Source organism: Kitasatospora sp. NPDC058162 (assembly GCF_042884005.1).
GTDB lineage: Bacteria > Actinomycetota > Actinomycetes > Streptomycetales > Streptomycetaceae > Kitasatospora.
This window is the reverse complement of sequence record NZ_JBHVUS010000016.1, coordinates 94,786-110,378: the sequence shown is the minus strand read 5'-3', so window position 1 is coordinate 110,378 and position 15,593 is coordinate 94,786. Positions and strand designations below refer to the sequence as shown.

14 protein-coding genes and 1 pseudogene are annotated in these 15,593 nt (G+C 74.1%); 11 read left to right on the top strand and 4 right to left on the bottom strand.

Translation table 11 applies throughout. The annotated features are described in order from the left end of the window. The first annotated feature begins 15 nt into the window (after positions 1-15). Positions 16-1,356 (top strand): ricin-type beta-trefoil lectin domain protein, encoded by a 1,341-nt coding sequence (locus ACFVXG_RS26485; protein ID WP_387930916.1) that lies wholly within the window; start codon positions 16-18, stop codon positions 1,354-1,356. Positions 1,357-1,375: 19 nt separating this feature from the next. Here ACFVXG_RS26485 and ACFVXG_RS26480 read toward each other — a convergent pair whose 3' ends face one another. After that, complete coding sequence (locus ACFVXG_RS26480) at positions 1,376-2,257, bottom strand: LysR substrate-binding domain-containing protein (protein WP_387930915.1); 882 nt, start codon at positions 2,255-2,257, stop codon at positions 1,376-1,378. Between the two features lie 125 nt (positions 2,258-2,382). Between ACFVXG_RS26480 and ACFVXG_RS26475 the strand changes: the two genes are divergently transcribed. Together ACFVXG_RS26475 and ACFVXG_RS26470 are read left to right on the top strand one after the other, a co-directional pair. Next, positions 2,383-3,465 carry a bile acid:sodium symporter family protein gene (locus ACFVXG_RS26475; RefSeq protein WP_387930914.1) on the top strand — a complete coding sequence of 361 codons (1,083 nt, stop codon included), beginning with the start codon at positions 2,383-2,385 and terminating at the stop codon, positions 3,463-3,465. 60 nt (positions 3,466-3,525) lie between these two features. After that, positions 3,526-4,098, top strand: coding sequence for an exonuclease domain-containing protein (locus ACFVXG_RS26470; RefSeq protein WP_387930913.1), 573 nt, complete (start codon positions 3,526-3,528; stop codon positions 4,096-4,098). 18 nt (positions 4,099-4,116) lie between these two features. On the opposite strand, the gene deoC is transcribed toward ACFVXG_RS26470, so the two are convergent. Beyond that, positions 4,117-4,806 carry a deoxyribose-phosphate aldolase gene (deoC, locus tag ACFVXG_RS26465; RefSeq protein WP_387930912.1) on the bottom strand — a complete coding sequence of 230 codons (690 nt, stop codon included), beginning with the start codon at positions 4,804-4,806 and terminating at the stop codon, positions 4,117-4,119. 259 nt (positions 4,807-5,065) lie between these two features. On the opposite strand from deoC, the pseudogene ACFVXG_RS26460 reads away from it, so the two are divergent. The 8 genes and pseudogenes from ACFVXG_RS26460 to ACFVXG_RS26425 form a co-directional block, all read left to right on the top strand. Continuing rightward, positions 5,066-5,260: pseudogene (locus tag ACFVXG_RS26460) on the top strand (GntR family transcriptional regulator); the annotation flags it as partial. 66 nt (positions 5,261-5,326) lie between these two features. Further along, complete coding sequence (locus ACFVXG_RS26455) at positions 5,327-5,779, top strand: GntR family transcriptional regulator (protein ID WP_387930971.1); 453 nt, start codon at positions 5,327-5,329, stop codon at positions 5,777-5,779. Between the two features lie 282 nt (positions 5,780-6,061). Further along, the gene (locus ACFVXG_RS26450) at positions 6,062-7,234 is read left to right on the top strand and encodes a zinc-binding dehydrogenase (RefSeq protein ID WP_387930911.1); all 1,173 of its coding nucleotides are present in this window, start codon (positions 6,062-6,064) and stop codon (positions 7,232-7,234) included. After that, a complete protein-coding gene (locus ACFVXG_RS26445) occupies positions 7,231-8,511 on the top strand; it encodes an MFS transporter (RefSeq protein ID WP_387930910.1) in 1,281 nt (426 codons plus the stop codon). The genes ACFVXG_RS26450 and ACFVXG_RS26445 overlap by 4 nt, the downstream gene beginning before the upstream one ends. Then, positions 8,498-9,805 (top strand): hypothetical protein, encoded by a 1,308-nt coding sequence (locus ACFVXG_RS26440; protein WP_387930909.1) that lies wholly within the window; start codon positions 8,498-8,500, stop codon positions 9,803-9,805. The genes ACFVXG_RS26445 and ACFVXG_RS26440 overlap by 14 nt, the downstream gene beginning before the upstream one ends. Before the next feature lie 2 nt (positions 9,806-9,807). Beyond that, the gene (locus ACFVXG_RS26435; protein ID WP_387930908.1) at positions 9,808-10,767 is read left to right on the top strand and encodes a Gfo/Idh/MocA family protein; all 960 of its coding nucleotides are present in this window, start codon (positions 9,808-9,810) and stop codon (positions 10,765-10,767) included. 93 nt (positions 10,768-10,860) lie between these two features. Beyond that, positions 10,861-12,117, top strand: a complete 1,257-nt coding sequence (locus ACFVXG_RS26430; protein ID WP_387930970.1) for an arsenic transporter — start codon at positions 10,861-10,863, stop codon at positions 12,115-12,117. 13 nt (positions 12,118-12,130) lie between these two features. Next, on the top strand, positions 12,131-12,613 hold the full coding sequence (locus tag ACFVXG_RS26425) for a universal stress protein (protein ID WP_387930907.1): 483 nt from the start codon (positions 12,131-12,133) through the stop codon (positions 12,611-12,613). A gap of 3 nt (positions 12,614-12,616) precedes the next feature. Here ACFVXG_RS26425 and ACFVXG_RS26420 read toward each other — a convergent pair whose 3' ends face one another. After that, entirely contained in the window at positions 12,617-14,632 is a 2,016-nt protein-coding gene (locus ACFVXG_RS26420) for a glycoside hydrolase N-terminal domain-containing protein (RefSeq protein ID WP_387930906.1), read from the bottom strand. Continuing rightward, entirely contained in the window at positions 14,518-15,576 is a 1,059-nt protein-coding gene (locus ACFVXG_RS26415; RefSeq protein WP_387930905.1) for a hypothetical protein, read from the bottom strand. Before ACFVXG_RS26415 ends, ACFVXG_RS26420 begins: the two co-directional genes overlap by 115 nt. Between the last annotated feature and the right edge of the window lie 17 nt (positions 15,577-15,593).

The window sequence follows — 15,593 nt, the reverse complement described above, 5'->3', positions numbered from 1 at the left end:
ACAAGGGAGAGCAGCATGAAACGCAGATCCTTGTTCGCACCCCTGGTGGCCGCCATGGCCCTCGTCCTGGCCGTGCTCGGCCTGGCGCCGGGCACCGCCTCCCGCGCGGCCGCCGCCCCGGCCAGGGCTGCCGCGGGTACCGGTGGCTGCGGCAACGCCCCGGCGCTGGCGAGCGGCAGCCACACGATCTCCAGCGGCGGCCAGAACCGCAGCTACATCCTGAGGCTCCCGGCCGGCTACGACCGGAACCACCCCTACCGGCTGGTCTTCGGATTCCACTGGCGGGGCGGCACCGCCGAGGACGTCGACTCGGGCGGCACCGACGGGTACAACTGGTCCTACTACGGCCTCCGCCGCCTGGCGGACAACGCGGAACCCGCGAGCAACGGCACCGTCTTCGTCGCGCCCCAGGGCAACGGCAACGGCTGGGCCAACCCCGGCGGCCAGGACCTCACCTTCGTCGACGACCTGACCCGGCAGCTCGAAGCGGGCCTGTGCATCGACCAGACCCAGCTGTTCGCCGCCGGTTTCAGCTACGGCGGCTCGATGTCCTACGCGCTCGCCTGCGCCCGCCCGACGGTCTTCCGCGCGGTCGCGGTCTACTCGGGGGCGAACCTCAGCGGCTGCGACGGCGGCTCCCGACCGATCGCCTACATGGGGCTCCACGGCCTCCGGGACAACGTCCTGGGCATCGACTCGGGACGGGCCCTGCGCGACCAGTTCGTCCGGAACAACGGCTGCACCCCGCAGAACCCGCCCGAGCCGGCGTACGGCAGCCTGACCCACACCGTCACCGCCTACTCCGGGTGCAAGCCCGGGTACCCGGTCGTCTGGGCCGCGTTCGACGGAGCGGGCCACGACCCCGGCCCGATCGACGGGTGCACCTGCGACGGCTGGCACACCTGGACGTCGGGCGAGGTGTGGAAGTTCTTCAGCCAGTTCGGCTCCGCCACCACTCCCCCGCCCACCGGCGGCAGCCAGGAGATCGTGGGCCGGGCGTCGGGCCGTTGCGTGGACATCAACGCCTCCACCACGGCCAACGGCACCCAGGCCCAACTGTGGGACTGCAACGGCGGCGCCAACCAGCGGTGGACCCCCACCGCGAGCAAGCAGCTCACGGTCTACGGCACCAAGTGCCTGGACGCCTCGGGAACCGGCAACGGCGCCGCGGCGGCGATCCAGGACTGCACCGGGCAGGCCGACCAGCAGTGGAACGTCAACTCCGACGGCAGCATCACCGGAGTGCAGTCGGGCCTGTGCCTGGACGCCGTCGGCACAGGGACGGCGAACGGGACGAAGCTCCAGCTCTGGGCCTGCTCGGGCGCGGGCAACCAGCAGTGGAGCCTGCGCGGCTGACCCTCTCGACGGGATGCGGTCAGGGCCCCGCCCGCTCCGGGGTGCGTTGCAGCCGGAAGGCGTCCGCGAGTACGGCCTGGGCGAGCACCCGGGCCGGGCCGCGGGCGGTGGTGCGCCCGGTGGTGAGGGCGAAGTCGGTGGTGCCCAGGTCCGGCAGGCCCGGCTGGTCGGGCAGCGGCCGCAGGCCCGACGGGATCAGGCTCCGGGCGTGCGGCAGCACGCCGAGGCCGGCCAGCGCGGCGGCCCGGACCCCGGAGAGGCTGGTGCTGGTGCAGGCGATCCGCCAGGGCCGGCCGTCGCGTTCGCAGGCCGCCAGGGCGCGCGCCCGGGTGATGCTGGGCGGCGGGAAGACGATGAGCGGCAGCGGCTCCGCCGGGTGGTCCAGCCGGAAGTCCTCCGCCGCGGCCCACACCAGCCGGTCCTGCCAGACCAGTTGGCCCTGGGAGTCGCCGCCCGGCGGGCGCTTGCCGAGCACCAGGTCGAGCCGCCCGTCGGCCAGCTGCTCGTAGAGCACGGCGCTGAGCCCGACGGTGAGTTCGAGGTCGACCTGGGGGTTGCGCCGCCGGAAGCCCCGCAGGATCTGCGGCAGTTCGGTGTGGACGAAGTCCTCCGAGGCGCCGAACCGCACCCGCCCGCGCACCTGCGTCCGCGCGAAGTGGTCGAGGGCCTGCTCGTGCGCCTCCAGGATCGCCCGGGCGAAGCCGAGCATCTCCTCGCCTTCGCCAGTGAGCTGCACGGAGTGGGTGTCGCGCAGGAAGAACCGCCGTCCGGCGGCCTCCTCCAGCCGCCGCACGTGCTGGCTGACCGTCGACTGCCGCAGTCCCAGCCGTTGGGCGGCGCGGGTGAAGCCGCCGGTCTGGGCCACCGCGAGGAAGGACCTCAACTGCACCGGATCGAACATCCGGCCATTCTATCCGCTGATATCACGAATCATGATGACAGTGAGTGCGGCCAGCGGGATTCACCATCACCCGAACGCGCGGCAGGCTGAGACCCGTCCCAGCCGACCCACCAGCGCGGAGAACCATGCCCGGCCCGAACGCCCCAGCCCCACTCCACACCCGCCGAACAAGCCGCATAGGCCGCCTTCGCACCCGGCCGCTGCTGTGGCGCCTCGGCCGCCTCCGGGTCGACCCGTTCATCGCCTCCCTGCTCGGCACCGTGGCGCTCGCCGCCCTGCTCCCCGCCCGCGGCGCCGCCGCCCCGGTCGTCTCGGACGCCGCCACCGGCGGGGTCGCCGTGCTGTTCTTCCTCTACGGCGCCCGGCTCTCCGCCCGTGAGGCCTGGAACGGGCTCAAGCAGTGGCGACTGCACGGCACCGTGCTCGCGGTGACCTTCATCCTCTTCCCCCTGCTCGGGACCGCCGCCCACCTGCTGGTGCCGAGCGTCCTGACGCCGCAGCTCTACCAGGGCCTGCTGTTCCTGACCCTGCTGCCCTCCACCGTGCAGTCCTCGATCGCCTTCACCTCGATCGCCCGCGGCAACACCGCCGCCGCGGTCTGCAGCGCGACCTTCTCCAGCCTCTTCGGCATCCTGCTGACCCCGCTGCTCGCCGCCGTGCTGCTGCACACCAAGGGCGGCTTCTCGGCGGGCAGCGTGCTGGAGATCGCCGAGCAACTCCTCCTGCCCTTCGCCGCCGGCCAGGCGCTGCGCCGCTGGATCGCCGCCTGGACGGCCCGCCACCGCGCCGTCCTCGCCCTGGTGGACCGCGGCTCGATCCTGCTGGTCGTCTACAGCGCCTTCAGCGCCGCCGTGGTCGGCGGGATGTGGAGCACCCTCTCGCTCCCCCGGCTGGCCGCCCTGCTGGTGACCGAGTCCGTGTTGCTGGCGCTGGTCCTGACCGCCACCCTGCTGGGCGGGCGCCGGCTCGGCTTCGACCGCGGCGATCTGATCGCGATCGTCTTCTGCGGCTCCAAGAAGAGCCTGGCCAGCGGCGTCCCGATGGCCGCCGTCCTCTTCCCCGGCGCGGCGGCCGGGCTGATGGTGCTGCCGCTGATGCTCTTCCACCAGCTGCAGCTGATGGTCTGTGCCGTGCTCGCCCGCCGCTGGGCCGCCCAGGCCCCGGCCGCCGAGGCGAGCCGCCCTCACGAAGCGCTCGCCCGGGCCTGATCTGCCGTCGCACGGAGAAATCCAGGTGCCCCGGCCACCACGCCTCTCTACGCTTCCGCCATGGACAGCACCGGGGCCGAGCGGCTCCTGAACGTCGTGGACGTCGAGGCCACCTGCTGGGACCGCGGCCAACCGCCGGGCGCGGTCAGCGAGATCATCGAGATCGGGCTGACCGTCGTCGACCTGGCCACCGCGGAGCGCCTCGCCCGGCACCGGATCCTGGTGCAGCCCGTCCGGTCCACGGTCAGCACGTTCTGCACGGAGTTGACCGGCCTCACCCAGGACGAGGTGGACGGCGGGGTCGGCTTCGCGGAGGCGTGTCGGCTGCTGGCGACCGAACACGACGCCGGGTCCCGCCCGTGGGCCAGTTGGGGCGACTACGACCGCAACCAGTTCACCCGGCAGTGCCAGTCCACCCGGACGCCCTACCCCTTCGGCCGGCACCACACCAACGCCAAGGCGGTCTTCACCGACGCGTACGGCCTGCGCAAACGCCCCGGCATGGCAAAGGCCCTGGAGCTCGCCGGACGGCGGCTCGAAGGCCGCCACCACCGCGGCGAGGACGACGCCTGGAACATCGCCGGCCTCGTCCTCCACCTCTCCGAGCGGGGCGTCTGGCCGGACCCGAGCTGAGCACCCCATGCCCCTCGTTCAGACGGACTGACGGGCCGCCAGATCGTCCAGGATGGTGGCGGTGGCGGTCGCGCCGAAGCGTTCGGCGCCGGCGGCCACGAACTCCAGCATCCGGTCCAGGGTGCGCACCCCGCCCGCGGCCTTGACCTTCATGTGCGCGGGGACGTTCGCCCGCATCAGCCGGACGTCCTCCAGGGTCGCGCCGCCGGGCGCGAAGCCGGTGGAGGTCTTCACGTAGTCCGCGCCCGCCAGCGTGCTGAGCCGGCAGGCGCGCAGCTTGGCCTCGTCGTCGAGGTAGGCGTTCTCGAAGATCACCTTGGTCAGGCCGGCGCCCGCCACGGCGTCGACGACCGCCGCGATGTCCTGCCGCACCGCGTCGTCCTCGCCGCCGAGCAGCAGGCCGATGTTGAGCACCATGTCGAGTTCGGCCGCGCCCGCCGCCAGGGCGTCGGCCGCCTCGCCCGTCTTGGTCGCCGTGGTGGTGCCGCCGTGCGGGAAGCCGATGACCGTGCCGACCGCGACCGCGGTGCCGGCGAGCGCCTTGACCGCGAGGGTGACGTCGGCGGGGCGCACGCAGACGGAGGCGACGTCGTAGGTCGCGGCGAGTTCGCAGCCGCGCAGGACCTCGGCGGTGGTGAGTTCGGGCCTGAGGAGCGAGTGGTCGATCATCTTGGCGAGCTGCCGGACCTCGATGCCGGTGGAGTCCATGGGCCTGTCCTAGGGGTGAGGCGTTTTCGCGTCGCCCCGCTCGGGGCGCGACCGCGCGGACGGTCCGACGGTAACCCAGAGCTGTCTAGCTGTCTATACAGCCAGCCCACCCGGAGCACGCCGGGTCGAATGTGATGCGAATCACGTTGCATGCCTCTTGCCCCTGACGCCATTCGCCATGGAATGTCCCGCTCTGCACTGGTCTACGCTGGTTGACTAGACAGCTAGACGGCGTAGTCTCAATTTCGGAGGCCCCCTTTTGGAAACGGATTTCGCGCCCAGGTACCACCGGATCGAACAGGCCCTCCGGAGCCGGATCGCCGAACACCGACCGCATGACCCGCTCCCCTCGGAAGCGGATTTGTGCGAGGAATTCGGAGTGAGCCGCATGACCGCCCGGGCGGCCGTTCAGCGGCTCGTCACGGAAGGTCTGGTCTACCGGGTGTCCGGGCGCGGGACATTCGTCGCGGAACCACCGACGCACCGTCGCGCGGAAAACCTCGTCCGATTCAGCGAAGAAATGCGCAGACAAGGCCGGAAGCCGTCGTCACGACTGATCTCGGCCGCGCTCCGGGCCGCTCGGCCGGAGGAGGTCCACCGGCTCCTGCTCCGAAAGTCGGCCCAGGTCGTCGAGATCGAACGGGTCCGGCTGGCCGACGGGACCCCGACCGCACTGGAGCGGGCGGTGTTCCCCGAGGACCTCGCCGCCCTGCTGGAGGTCGACTTCCGGACGGCCTCGATGCACGAGACGCTCGCCGGGCTCGGCCGGACGCCGACCCGCGGACACTCCTCCATCCGGGCCACGACGGCCGGCGAGCGCGAGGCGGAGCTGCTGGCGATGGCTCCGGGCACCGCCCTGCTCGTCGAGGAGCGCCTCATCACGGACCAGGACGGGCACCCCCTGGAACTCACCCGGACCCGCTACGTGGGCGACCGGTACGCACTGGACGTCGCCTTCGAGGTCGAGTCCTGAGACGACCCGTCGAGTCCTGAGGCGCCCCCGAGCCGCGCGGTCGCCGCCACGACCCGCGGCCGGACGAAGGGTCGCGGCCTGCGGGCGGACGAAGGGTCGCGGCCCGCGGGCAGGGGAAGGGCGCCGAACGAACCGCACGGAATGACATTTCCGACGGGGGACTGCAAAGACCGGCGGGCAATGCGGCCCGCCACCGCCAGCGGTGGAACGACACGAATGTGCGGAGGGAAAAACGTGTACGCGTACCTGATGTCCTCTCCCGGCGAAATCAATCGCACCGTGGTGCCCGATCCGGAATGTCACGAGGACGAGATCCTGCTGCAGACCGAGGCCGTTTCGATCTGTTCGACCGACGTCTCCTACTTCCGCGGCCACCTCTTCGCCGAGGACTGGCCGATCATTCCCGGGCACGAATACGTGGGAAGGGTCGTCGAAGTCGGGAAAAGGCTCCGGGACGACGTCCGGCCGGGCGACCGGGTCACCTACTGGGGGCAGACCGACTTCGGCGGAATGGCCGAGTACCGGGCGCTGCGGCCGCTCTTCCCGGGCCGCCCCGGCGTCGAGACGGCCTGGTACACCGGGCGGAACTTCTACGACGCCGACCAGGCCGCGGCGGTGGTCCTGCCCCCGCACGTGCCCTCCGACCTCGCCTCCGTGATCGAGCCGCTGACCTCCGTCCTGCGCTCGTTACTGCTCAACCCGCCGAAGCCCGGCGACACCTGCGTCGTCCTCGGCTGCGGCCCCAGCGCCCAGTTGGCCGTCCAGGTGCTGCACCGCCACCTCGGCGCCGGCTCGATCACCGTGCTGGACCGCAACAGCGAGCGGATGGACCTCGCCCTGCGGCAGGGCGCCGCCCACGCCTTCAACACCGACACCCAGTCCGCGGAGCTGGAGGCGTACGTACGCGAGCACCACGACCACTACGCGGACTACGTCTTCGACGCCCTGCCCCACATCGCCGCGCCGACGCGCCCCGCCGGGCCGACCGGCGCCCCGGACAAGGACATCCGGGAGATCGCGATGGGCCTGCTGCGCCCCGGCGGCTCGTACGTCATCTACGGCGCGACGGCCGTCCCGCAGCGGCTCAACACCTGGATGATCCTGGCCAAGGGCCTCAAGCTGCTCTCCACCCCCTTCGACGTCCGCTCGTTCCCGATGGCCCGCTCCGCGCACGTCACCGCCGTGGCCCTGCGGCTGGTCGAATCGGGCCTGGTCGACCCCGCCCCGCTGATCACCACCCGGGCCCGGCTCGACGACGAGGCCGCCGTCCGCGAGGCGTTCACCGGCTACGGCCGGGGCGCGTCGATGAAGACCTCGCTGCTGGCCCCGTCCGTCCTGCTCGACCACGTGCGCCGCACGGCCGCCGCGACCGTCCCCGCCCTCTCGGCCACCTCGACCGCTTCCGGTGCCGGCGCCCCCGGCGCCCTCGCCGAGCAGGCCGGGATACCGGGGTGACCGCCGCCCCGGCGCCGATCGCCCGGGCCCAGGGGATCCCGGCCTTCGCCCGCGACCGGCTGACCGCCACGGCCTACGGCGGCCTGGCCGTGTACGCCTACGTCCTCTACGCGCTGGGCCCGCTGCTGCCCCTGCTGCGCCAGGACCTGCGGCTGTCCTACGCGCTGATGAGCCTGCACTCCACCGCCTTCGCGGCCGGCGCGATGCTCACCAACCTGCTGTTCCGCCGACTGCGGACCCGCCTGGAGCACCGGACGCTCTTCTGGTCCGCGCTCACCGCCCTGGCCCTGGGCTCGCTCCTGCTGGCGACCGGACTCTCGGCCGCCGTCACCCTCACGGCGGCGCTGCTGGGCGGGATCGGCGGGGCGCTGCTGCAGACCACGGCCCTGGCGGTGCTGGCCGAGCACCACGGCGCCCACGAATCCCTGCGGGCCCGGGCCCTGGTCGAGGCCAACGCCGCGGCGAGCGTCAGCGCGCTCGCCGCGCCGCTGGTGATCAGCGGCCTGGACGGCGCCGGGGCCGACTGGAACTGGTGCCTGGTGCTGCCGGCCCTCGCCGTCGCCGCGATGTACCCGGCGCTGCGCGCGGAGCCGCTGCGCCCGCGCGCCCTGCCCTCCCCCGGGGGCGCCCCCTCCCCCGGAGACACCACAACCACGGCACGGCAGCCCGACCGGCCGGCCGGCTCGTTCCCGCTCCGCGCCGCCCTGTGCGGCCTGGTCGTCGGCTTCGAGTTCTGCCTCGCCTACTACGCCGCTCCCCTGCTGACCGGCACCGCACACCTGACGGACGGTCAGGCCTCGGCCGCCCTGGCCCTGTTCTACGGCGGCGAGCTGGCCGGCCGACTCGCGGGCAGCCGACTGACGGCCGGTGCCCGTACCGCCCGTTCGGCCGCACTGCTGGCCGGCTCGCTGACCGTCGCCGCCACCGGGTTCCTCGCCCTGTGGCTCGCCTCCACCACCTGGCTCGCCCTGCTGGGCCTGTTCCTCGGTGGGCTGGGCGTCGCCAACCTCTTCCCGCTGACCCTCGCGCTCGCGGTGAGCGCCGCACCCGGCCGCACCGACCAGGCCACCGCCCGCGTCCAACTCGCGGTCAGCACCTGCATCATGCTCGCCCCCCTGCTGCTCGGCACACTGTCCGACCGGCTCGGCGTCCGATCGGCCTTCGGCCTCGCCGGCCTCCTGCTGCCCCTCGCCGCGCTGCTGCTCGCCACCGGGCGACGGCGCCCGGCGCCCGCCGCCGCGTCCCCCTCGGGAGCCACCCCGCATGTCCGTCACTGAGAGCTCCGCCCGGGCCCGCGACACCCTGGCCCGCAACCACCGCACCGGGTTCTCCCGGGCCGCCCAGCGCCACTACGACTTCACCTGCCCCTCCCCGGACAGCTACCCCTTCCAATGGGCCTGGGACAGCAGCTTCCACGCCATCGCCCTCACCCACGTCGACACCCGCCGGGCCCGGGACGAACTGCGCTCCCTGCTCAGCGCGGCCACCCCGACCGGCTTCCTGCCGCACATGGTCCTCTGGCAGGACGACCTGCGCCCGCGGGCCACCGAGGACTTCCGGATCGACCTCTGGGAGGGGTGGCGGTCCGTCACCATCGCCCCGCCCGTGGTGGCCCGGGCCGTCGAGCGGGTGTACCGGGCCACCGGCGACGACCTCTGGCTGCGCCGCGTCCTGCCGCCGACCCTCGCCTTCTTCGGCTGGCTCAGGGACCACCGCACCAGCCCCGGCACCGGCCTGCTGGAGATCTACCAGCCCGACGAGTCCGGACTGGACAGCAGCCCCAAGTACGACGGCGCCCTCGGCATCGAAGCGGCCGCCGCGGGCGCGGTGCGCGAGGCCTGGCACGACGCGATGCGCTCGCTGATCACCGCCTACTCCTCCCCCGCCCGCACGCCGGAGTCCCCGCTGCGCGAGCGGCGGCTGTTCGTCTGGAACGACGTGCTCGTCAACACGGTCTACGCCGACGGGCTGGCCTGCCTGGCCCGCCTGGTGCGGACGGCCGGAGCCAACGGGCGCGCCGCGAACGGGCGCACCGCGGACCGGCTGGCCGCGGAGTCCCGCGCGATCGGCGCCGCCCTGATGCGCCACTGCTGGGACGAGACCTCCGGCGCCTTCCACGACCTCGACCTGGTCGCCGGCAAGCGCGTCGGGATCCTCACCGCCGGCTCGCTGCTGCCCGTCCTCCTGGACTCGGTGCCGGAGCCCGCCGCCCGCCGGGTGATCGAGCAACACCTGCTGAACGAACGGGAGTTCTGGCGACCCCACCCGGTGCCCAGCGTCGCCGCCAGCGAGCCCTGCTACGACCCCGGGTTCCGCACCGGGGCGATCTTCCGCGGCTCCAGCTGGATCAACCTCAACTGGTACCTGTACCGGGGCCTGCGCCGGCGCGGCTACCGGGCGGAGGCCGACACCCTCGCGGCGCGCACCTGCGCGCTGGTCGCGGCCTCCGACACCACCCGGGAGTGCTACGGCCCGGAGGACGCGGCCGGGCACGGCGCGCGCTCCTTCGGCTGGAGCTCCCTCGTCCTGGACCTGGCCGCCGCCCCGGCCTCGTCGACGGAAGCGGGCTGACCATGGCCGACTGGGGTTTCCTGGGCGCCGGGTCGATCGCCGCCTCCAGCCTCGCCCCCGCCGTGCACGCGGCCCACGGCCCGCGTCTGCACGCCGTCGCCGCGACCGACCCGCGACGGGCCCGGGCCCTCGACCCCGCGCGGGTGTACACCGACTACGGGGAGCTGCTGGACGACCCGGCCGTCGACATCGTCTACGTCGCGCTCCACAACAGCGCCCACCGCCCGTGGGTGGAGCGCGCCCTGCGCGCGGGCAAGCACGTCCTGTGCGAGAAGCCGCTCGGGCTGACCGCCGCCGAGGTCGCCGCCATGACCGCCACGGCCCGCGCCTCCGGACGGCTGCTCGTCGAGGCCGCCTGGAACCGCTGGCACCCGCGCACCCGGGACCTCGAAGGCCTGATCACCCGCGGCGCGATCGGCACCGTCCACTCCGTGACCGCCCGCTTCGACGGTCTGGCCCCCGCCCCCGGCAACTACCGCCTCGACCCCGCCCTCGGCGGCGGCGCCCTCTACGACGTCGGCTACTACGCCGTGTCCGCCGCGCTCGCCGCCTTCGGCTGGCGCGCGCCGAGGGTCGTCCGGGCCGAGCAGGACCACTGGCGGCCCGGCTCCGCCGACTCGGCCACCCGGGTCCTGCTGGAGTTCCCCGGCCGGGGAACGGCCGAGGTCGGCTGCTCGCTGCTCGGCGCCGTGGCCGAGACCTTCACCGCCACCGGTACGGACGGCTCGATCACCCTCGCCCCACCGGCCTACTGCGCCGGCTCCGCACCCAGCGCCCTCACCGCCACCGGCGCGGACCGGCGCCACTACCCGGCCCAGAACCCCTACCGCCTGATGGTCGAGGCGGTCGACGCGGCCGTGGGGGGCGACACCGCCGCCCACCTCGTCCCGCTCGCGCAGTCGCACCTCATCGCGACCACCCTGGACGCCGTCCGCGGCCACCTGGCGCGGGGGGACGGCTGACGGCCGGTACGGAGGCCGAGCTGATGGGCGGCCGCCCGGGGATGTCTGATTCGATAGGGGCGTCGTCACCACCGCCCGAAATGGAGCAGGACCCTGAGTACGTCGTTCGCCGAGGCGCTGTCCGTCGGCCTGCTGGTCCTGGTGCTGGTCTGTGCGGTCGCCCGGCCGTGGGGGTGGCCGGAGGCGGTGGTCGCGGTGCCCGCCGCGGGCCTGGTGGTCGCCACCGGCGCGATCCCGTGGGCGCACGCGGTGGCCGAGGCGCAGCGGCTCGGGCCGGTGATCGGGTTCCTGGCGGCCGTGCTGGTGCTGGCGCAGTTGTGCGACGACGAGGGACTGTTCCGCGCCTGCGGGGCCTGGATGGCCCGAACGGCGGCCGGGAGTCCGCGGCGGCTGCTGGCCCAGGTGTTCGTCGTCGCGTCGGTGATCACCGCGGTGCTCAGCCTGGACGCCACCGTGGTACTGCTGACGCCGGTGGTGTTCGCCACGGCGGCCCGGCTCGGTGCGCGTCCCAAGCCGCACCTGTACGCCTGCGCCCACCTGTCGAACACCGCCTCGCTGCTGCTGCCGGTCTCCAACCTCACCAATCTGCTGGCCTTCGCCGCCAGCGGGCTGAGCTTCACCCGCTTCGCCGCCCTGATGACGCTGCCCTGGCTGGCGGCCGTCGCCCTGGAGTACGTGGTGCTGCGCCGCTACTTCGCCGCCGACCTGGACGCGGGCACCGCGTCCGACGCCGAGGTGGCGGTGCCGGAGATGCCGTTGTTCGCGCTCCTCACGGTGGCGGGCACGCTGGCCGGCTTCGTGCTGACCTCGGTCATCGGGGTCGATCCGGCCTGGGCGGCCGCGGCCGGAGCGCTGGTGCTGGCCGTCCGGGCGCTCGCCCGGCGCCGCACCTCCCCGGCGGCGATCGTCCGCTCGGCCGCCGTGCCGTTCCTGGCCTTCGTCCTCGCGCTCGGCATCGTGGTCCGGGCGGTGGTCGACAACGGGCTGGCCTCCGCGCTCGGGCACCTCGTCCCGGACGGCAGCTCGCTGCCCGCGCTGCTCGGCGTCGCGGCGCTGGCGGCCGTCCTGGCGAACGTCATCAACAACCTGCCCGCCACCCTGGTGCTGCTCCCGCTGGCCGTCCCGTCCGGCTCCGGGGCCGTCCTGGCGGTGCTGCTGGGGGTGAACATCGGCCCCAACCTCACCTACGCGGGCTCGCTGGCCACCCTGCTGTGGCGGCGGATCGTCCGCGAGCACGACACCGAGATCGGGCTGGGCGAGTTCACCCGGCTCGGGCTGCTCGTGGTACCCGCCGCCCTGACGCTGTCCGTGGTGGCACTGTGGGGGTCCCTGCAGATCATCGGAGTTTGAGGAGGCCGACACCGTGACCGTCGTCGTCTGGATCGCCGAAGGCACCTGGCCCGCCTGCGTGGACGCCGCCCGCGTGCACGCGCCGCAGGGCGCGGAGCTCGTCCTGCTGCACGTCAGCGGCCAGGACGTCCCCGGCCTCGCCCACGGCGCCTTCGCCGGCCTGCTGGGGCGCGGCCACCGCGAGCGCGACCCCGGCGACCAGGTGGAGCGCCTCGCCGCCGCCTCGGGGCGGCACCTCCTGGACGCCGCCGCCGACCGCCTCGGCCGGCCCTGCACCCGGGTGGAGCGCAGCGGCCGCACCGAGCGCGAGGTGGTCACGGCGGCGGAGGGGGCCGAGTTGCTGGTCCTGGCCCGGGACGGCGACCGCACCCGGCTGGGGCCGCACAGCCTCGGCCCGGCCACCCGCTTCGTCGTCGACCACGCGCCCTGCCCCGTGCTGCTGGTCTGGCCGGAGCCGGCCCCGGGGGCCGAGACCCTTCCCCCTCCCCGCCCTTGACCCTCAGTGCCCGACGTCCGGCTTCGGGTAGGAGAGCCGGAGGCAGATGCCCGCCGCGAGGCGCAGCCGTAGGCGTCGGGCGCCGCCCGGGACCATGGTCGCTTCGACCAGCTTGCCGGTCTGGTCGGTCAGGACGGGGACGCCCCCGCGCCCGGGCAGGTGCAGGTCGACCGTGACGTCCCGGGTGGCGCTCAGCTCGGCCCCGGTCAGCACACCGTGGCGCCAGCTCAGGCCGACCGTGAGGCCGCCCCGGGCGCGCAGGCCGTGGACGTCGCCGTCCGGCCAGGACGGCGGCAGCGCGGGCAGCAGCCGCACGATGCCGTTGTGGCTCTGCAGGAGCATCTCGGCGATGGCGCCGGTGATGCCGAAGTTGCCGTCGATCTGGAAGAGCTGCGGCGGGTGCAGGTCGTAGAGGTTGGCCGCGATGGAGGTCGCGAGCAGGCGCTCGACGGCGTGTCCGGCGAGGTCGCCGTCGCCGAGGCGGGCGGCCAGCGCGGCGACCCAGGCGAGGCTCCAGCCGGTGCCGCCGCCGCCGTGTTCCAGCCGGCGGTCCAGGGCGCGGCGCGACGCGTCCAGCAGGGTGTCGTCGGTGAGCGGGTCGACGGCGCTGCCCGGGTAGAGGCCGTACAGGTGGGACAGGTGGCGGTGGCCCGGGTCCTCCTCGGGGAGGTCGTCCCGCCACTCCAGCAGGCGCCCGTCGGCGGCGAGGGCCGGGGGCCGCAGCCGGGCGCGGAGGCCGGCCAGGTCCTCCGCCAGGTCGTGGTCGACGCCGAGTTCGCGGGCGGCGGCGACGGTGTTGTCGAGCAGTTCGGCGGCGAGCCAGTAGTCCATCGTGGAGCCGGAGCTGACGGCGGCCAGCCTGCCGTCGGCCAGCCGGAACTGGTGCTCGGGCGAGGTGGACGGGCTGGTCACCAGCGTGCCGTCCTCGTCCTCGACGAGGAGGTGGGCGAGGAAGCGCGCGGCCTCGCGCATCACGGGGTAGGCGCGGTCGGCGAGGAAGGCGCGGTCCCCGTGGAAGAGGTGGTGGTCCCACAGGTGGGCGGCGAGCCACGGCCCGGCCATCGGCCAGTGGACCCAGACCGGCAACCCCAGCACCGGGTTGGTGGCGCGCCAGATGTCGACGTTGTGGTGGCAGCACCAGCCCGGCGCGTCGTAGTACGCCCGCGCGGTGGAGCGGCCGGACTCGGCGAGGTCCGTGACGAGGTCGAACAGCGGCTCGTGGCACTCGGCCAGACCGGTCGTCTCGGCGGGCCAGTAGTTCATCTGGAGGTTGATGTTCGACGTCCAGTCGCAGTTCCACGGCGGCGTGACGAAGGTGTTCCAGATGCCCTGGAGGTTGGCGGGCTGGGTGCCGGGCCGGGAGGAGGCGATGAGGAGGTAACGGCCGTAGGCGAACAGCTGGGCGGCGAGCCCCGGGTCGGCGGTGCCCGTGTTGGCGGCGGCGAGGCGCTCGTCGGTCGGCAGCTCCGCCTGCCCGGCGCCTGGGAGCCGGAGCGAGGTCGCGCCGAAGAGCCGCTGGTGGTCGGCGACGTGGGCGGCGCGCAGCGCGTCGTAGTCCGTGCCCTCGGCGTCGTCGAGTCGGCGGCCGGCCTCGGCGAGCGCCGTCTCGGCGCCGTCGGGGCGCTTGCGCCAGTCCTGGAACCCAGTGCCGACGGAGATCAGGAGCACGGCCTCGTCGGCGCCGGTGACCTCGATCCCGCCGTCCACGGCGCGGGTGCCGCCGTTGACCGCCCGCACGCGTATCGCGGCGGCGAAGCCCGTGCCCTCGCCGTCCCGGTAGGCGGTGGGCGTGCCGCCCTGCCAGCTCGCGACGCTCGCCGGGGCGCGCCCGCAGATCGACAGGGCCGCCGCCTCGGCGGCCGTGGCCGCGGCCGGGTGGGGCGTCTCCAGGCTCGTCCGGAAGGTCAGGGCACCGGGGGTGTCCGCGGTGAGGCGGACGGCGAGGAGGCCCGCCGGGGCGGAGACGAAGCTCTCCCGCCGGTAGCGGACTCCGCCCGCCGTGAACGACACGGTGTGCACGGCTTCGTCGAGGTCCAGGGCGCCGAGTCCGTCGTCCGGCCGACGGCGGCCTCGACCGAGCCGCGCAGGGTGGACGCGACGGTGACGGCGAGGACGATGTCGCCGGGTGAGCCGTGCCCCCGGGCGGTGCGGTGGATGACGACGGCCAGGGCGGCCACGAAGCCCGCGGTGAAGAGCGCCCAGCCGCTCACCCGCCAGGCGGCGGCGCGGAGTTGGGACCGGAAGCGGTGCTCGGCGGCCTCCTCCCAGACGGCGGCCTGGCGGCGGGCCAGTTCGCCGCCCGCCCCGGCGACCCGGATCTCCTTGGCGGCCGCCGCCTCCGACGCGGTCTCGAACAGGTGCCGCTGGAGGCGGATCGCCTCCGCCGTCTCGGTCTCGGCCCGGCTGACCCGGCGCTGGCCCTGCCGGTCGAACCAGAGCGGGGCGGCGGCGAACAGCAGCAGGAGCAGCAGCCAGGGGCTCACCGTGCCCAGCAGCAGGAGTGAGACACCGAGTTGGAGCAGTCCGAAGACGGCGGTGACGCCCGACCAGAAGCCGTTGACGATGTGCCAGGGGCCGCCGAGCACGATGGTCACCCGGTCCAGGAAGTCGCTGCGTTCGACGTGCTCCAGGCCCTCCAGCAGCGCGATGTCCCGGTTGATCGAGGCCGGCAGGTCCAGCACGGCCACCTGGTCGACGAGCTGGCCCTTGATGTTGAAGCCCATGTCACCGAGCGCGGCGGTGGCGGCGTAGACGAGGGCGGCGGCGACCGCCCCGGCGGCCGCGCTGCCGGCGTCGTGGTCGATCGCGCCGTTGATGGCGGCGCGCAGGGTCAGCGCGGTGGCGGCGACCGTGATCAGCGAGAGCGCCTGGGTGAGCAGGACGCCGATCGTCAGCCGGCGTGAGCGGCGGTAGGAGACGGCCAGCAGCTCTCGGGCCAGCCCGAGGTAGTCCCGTGCGGTCACGCGGTACTCGGGCTCTT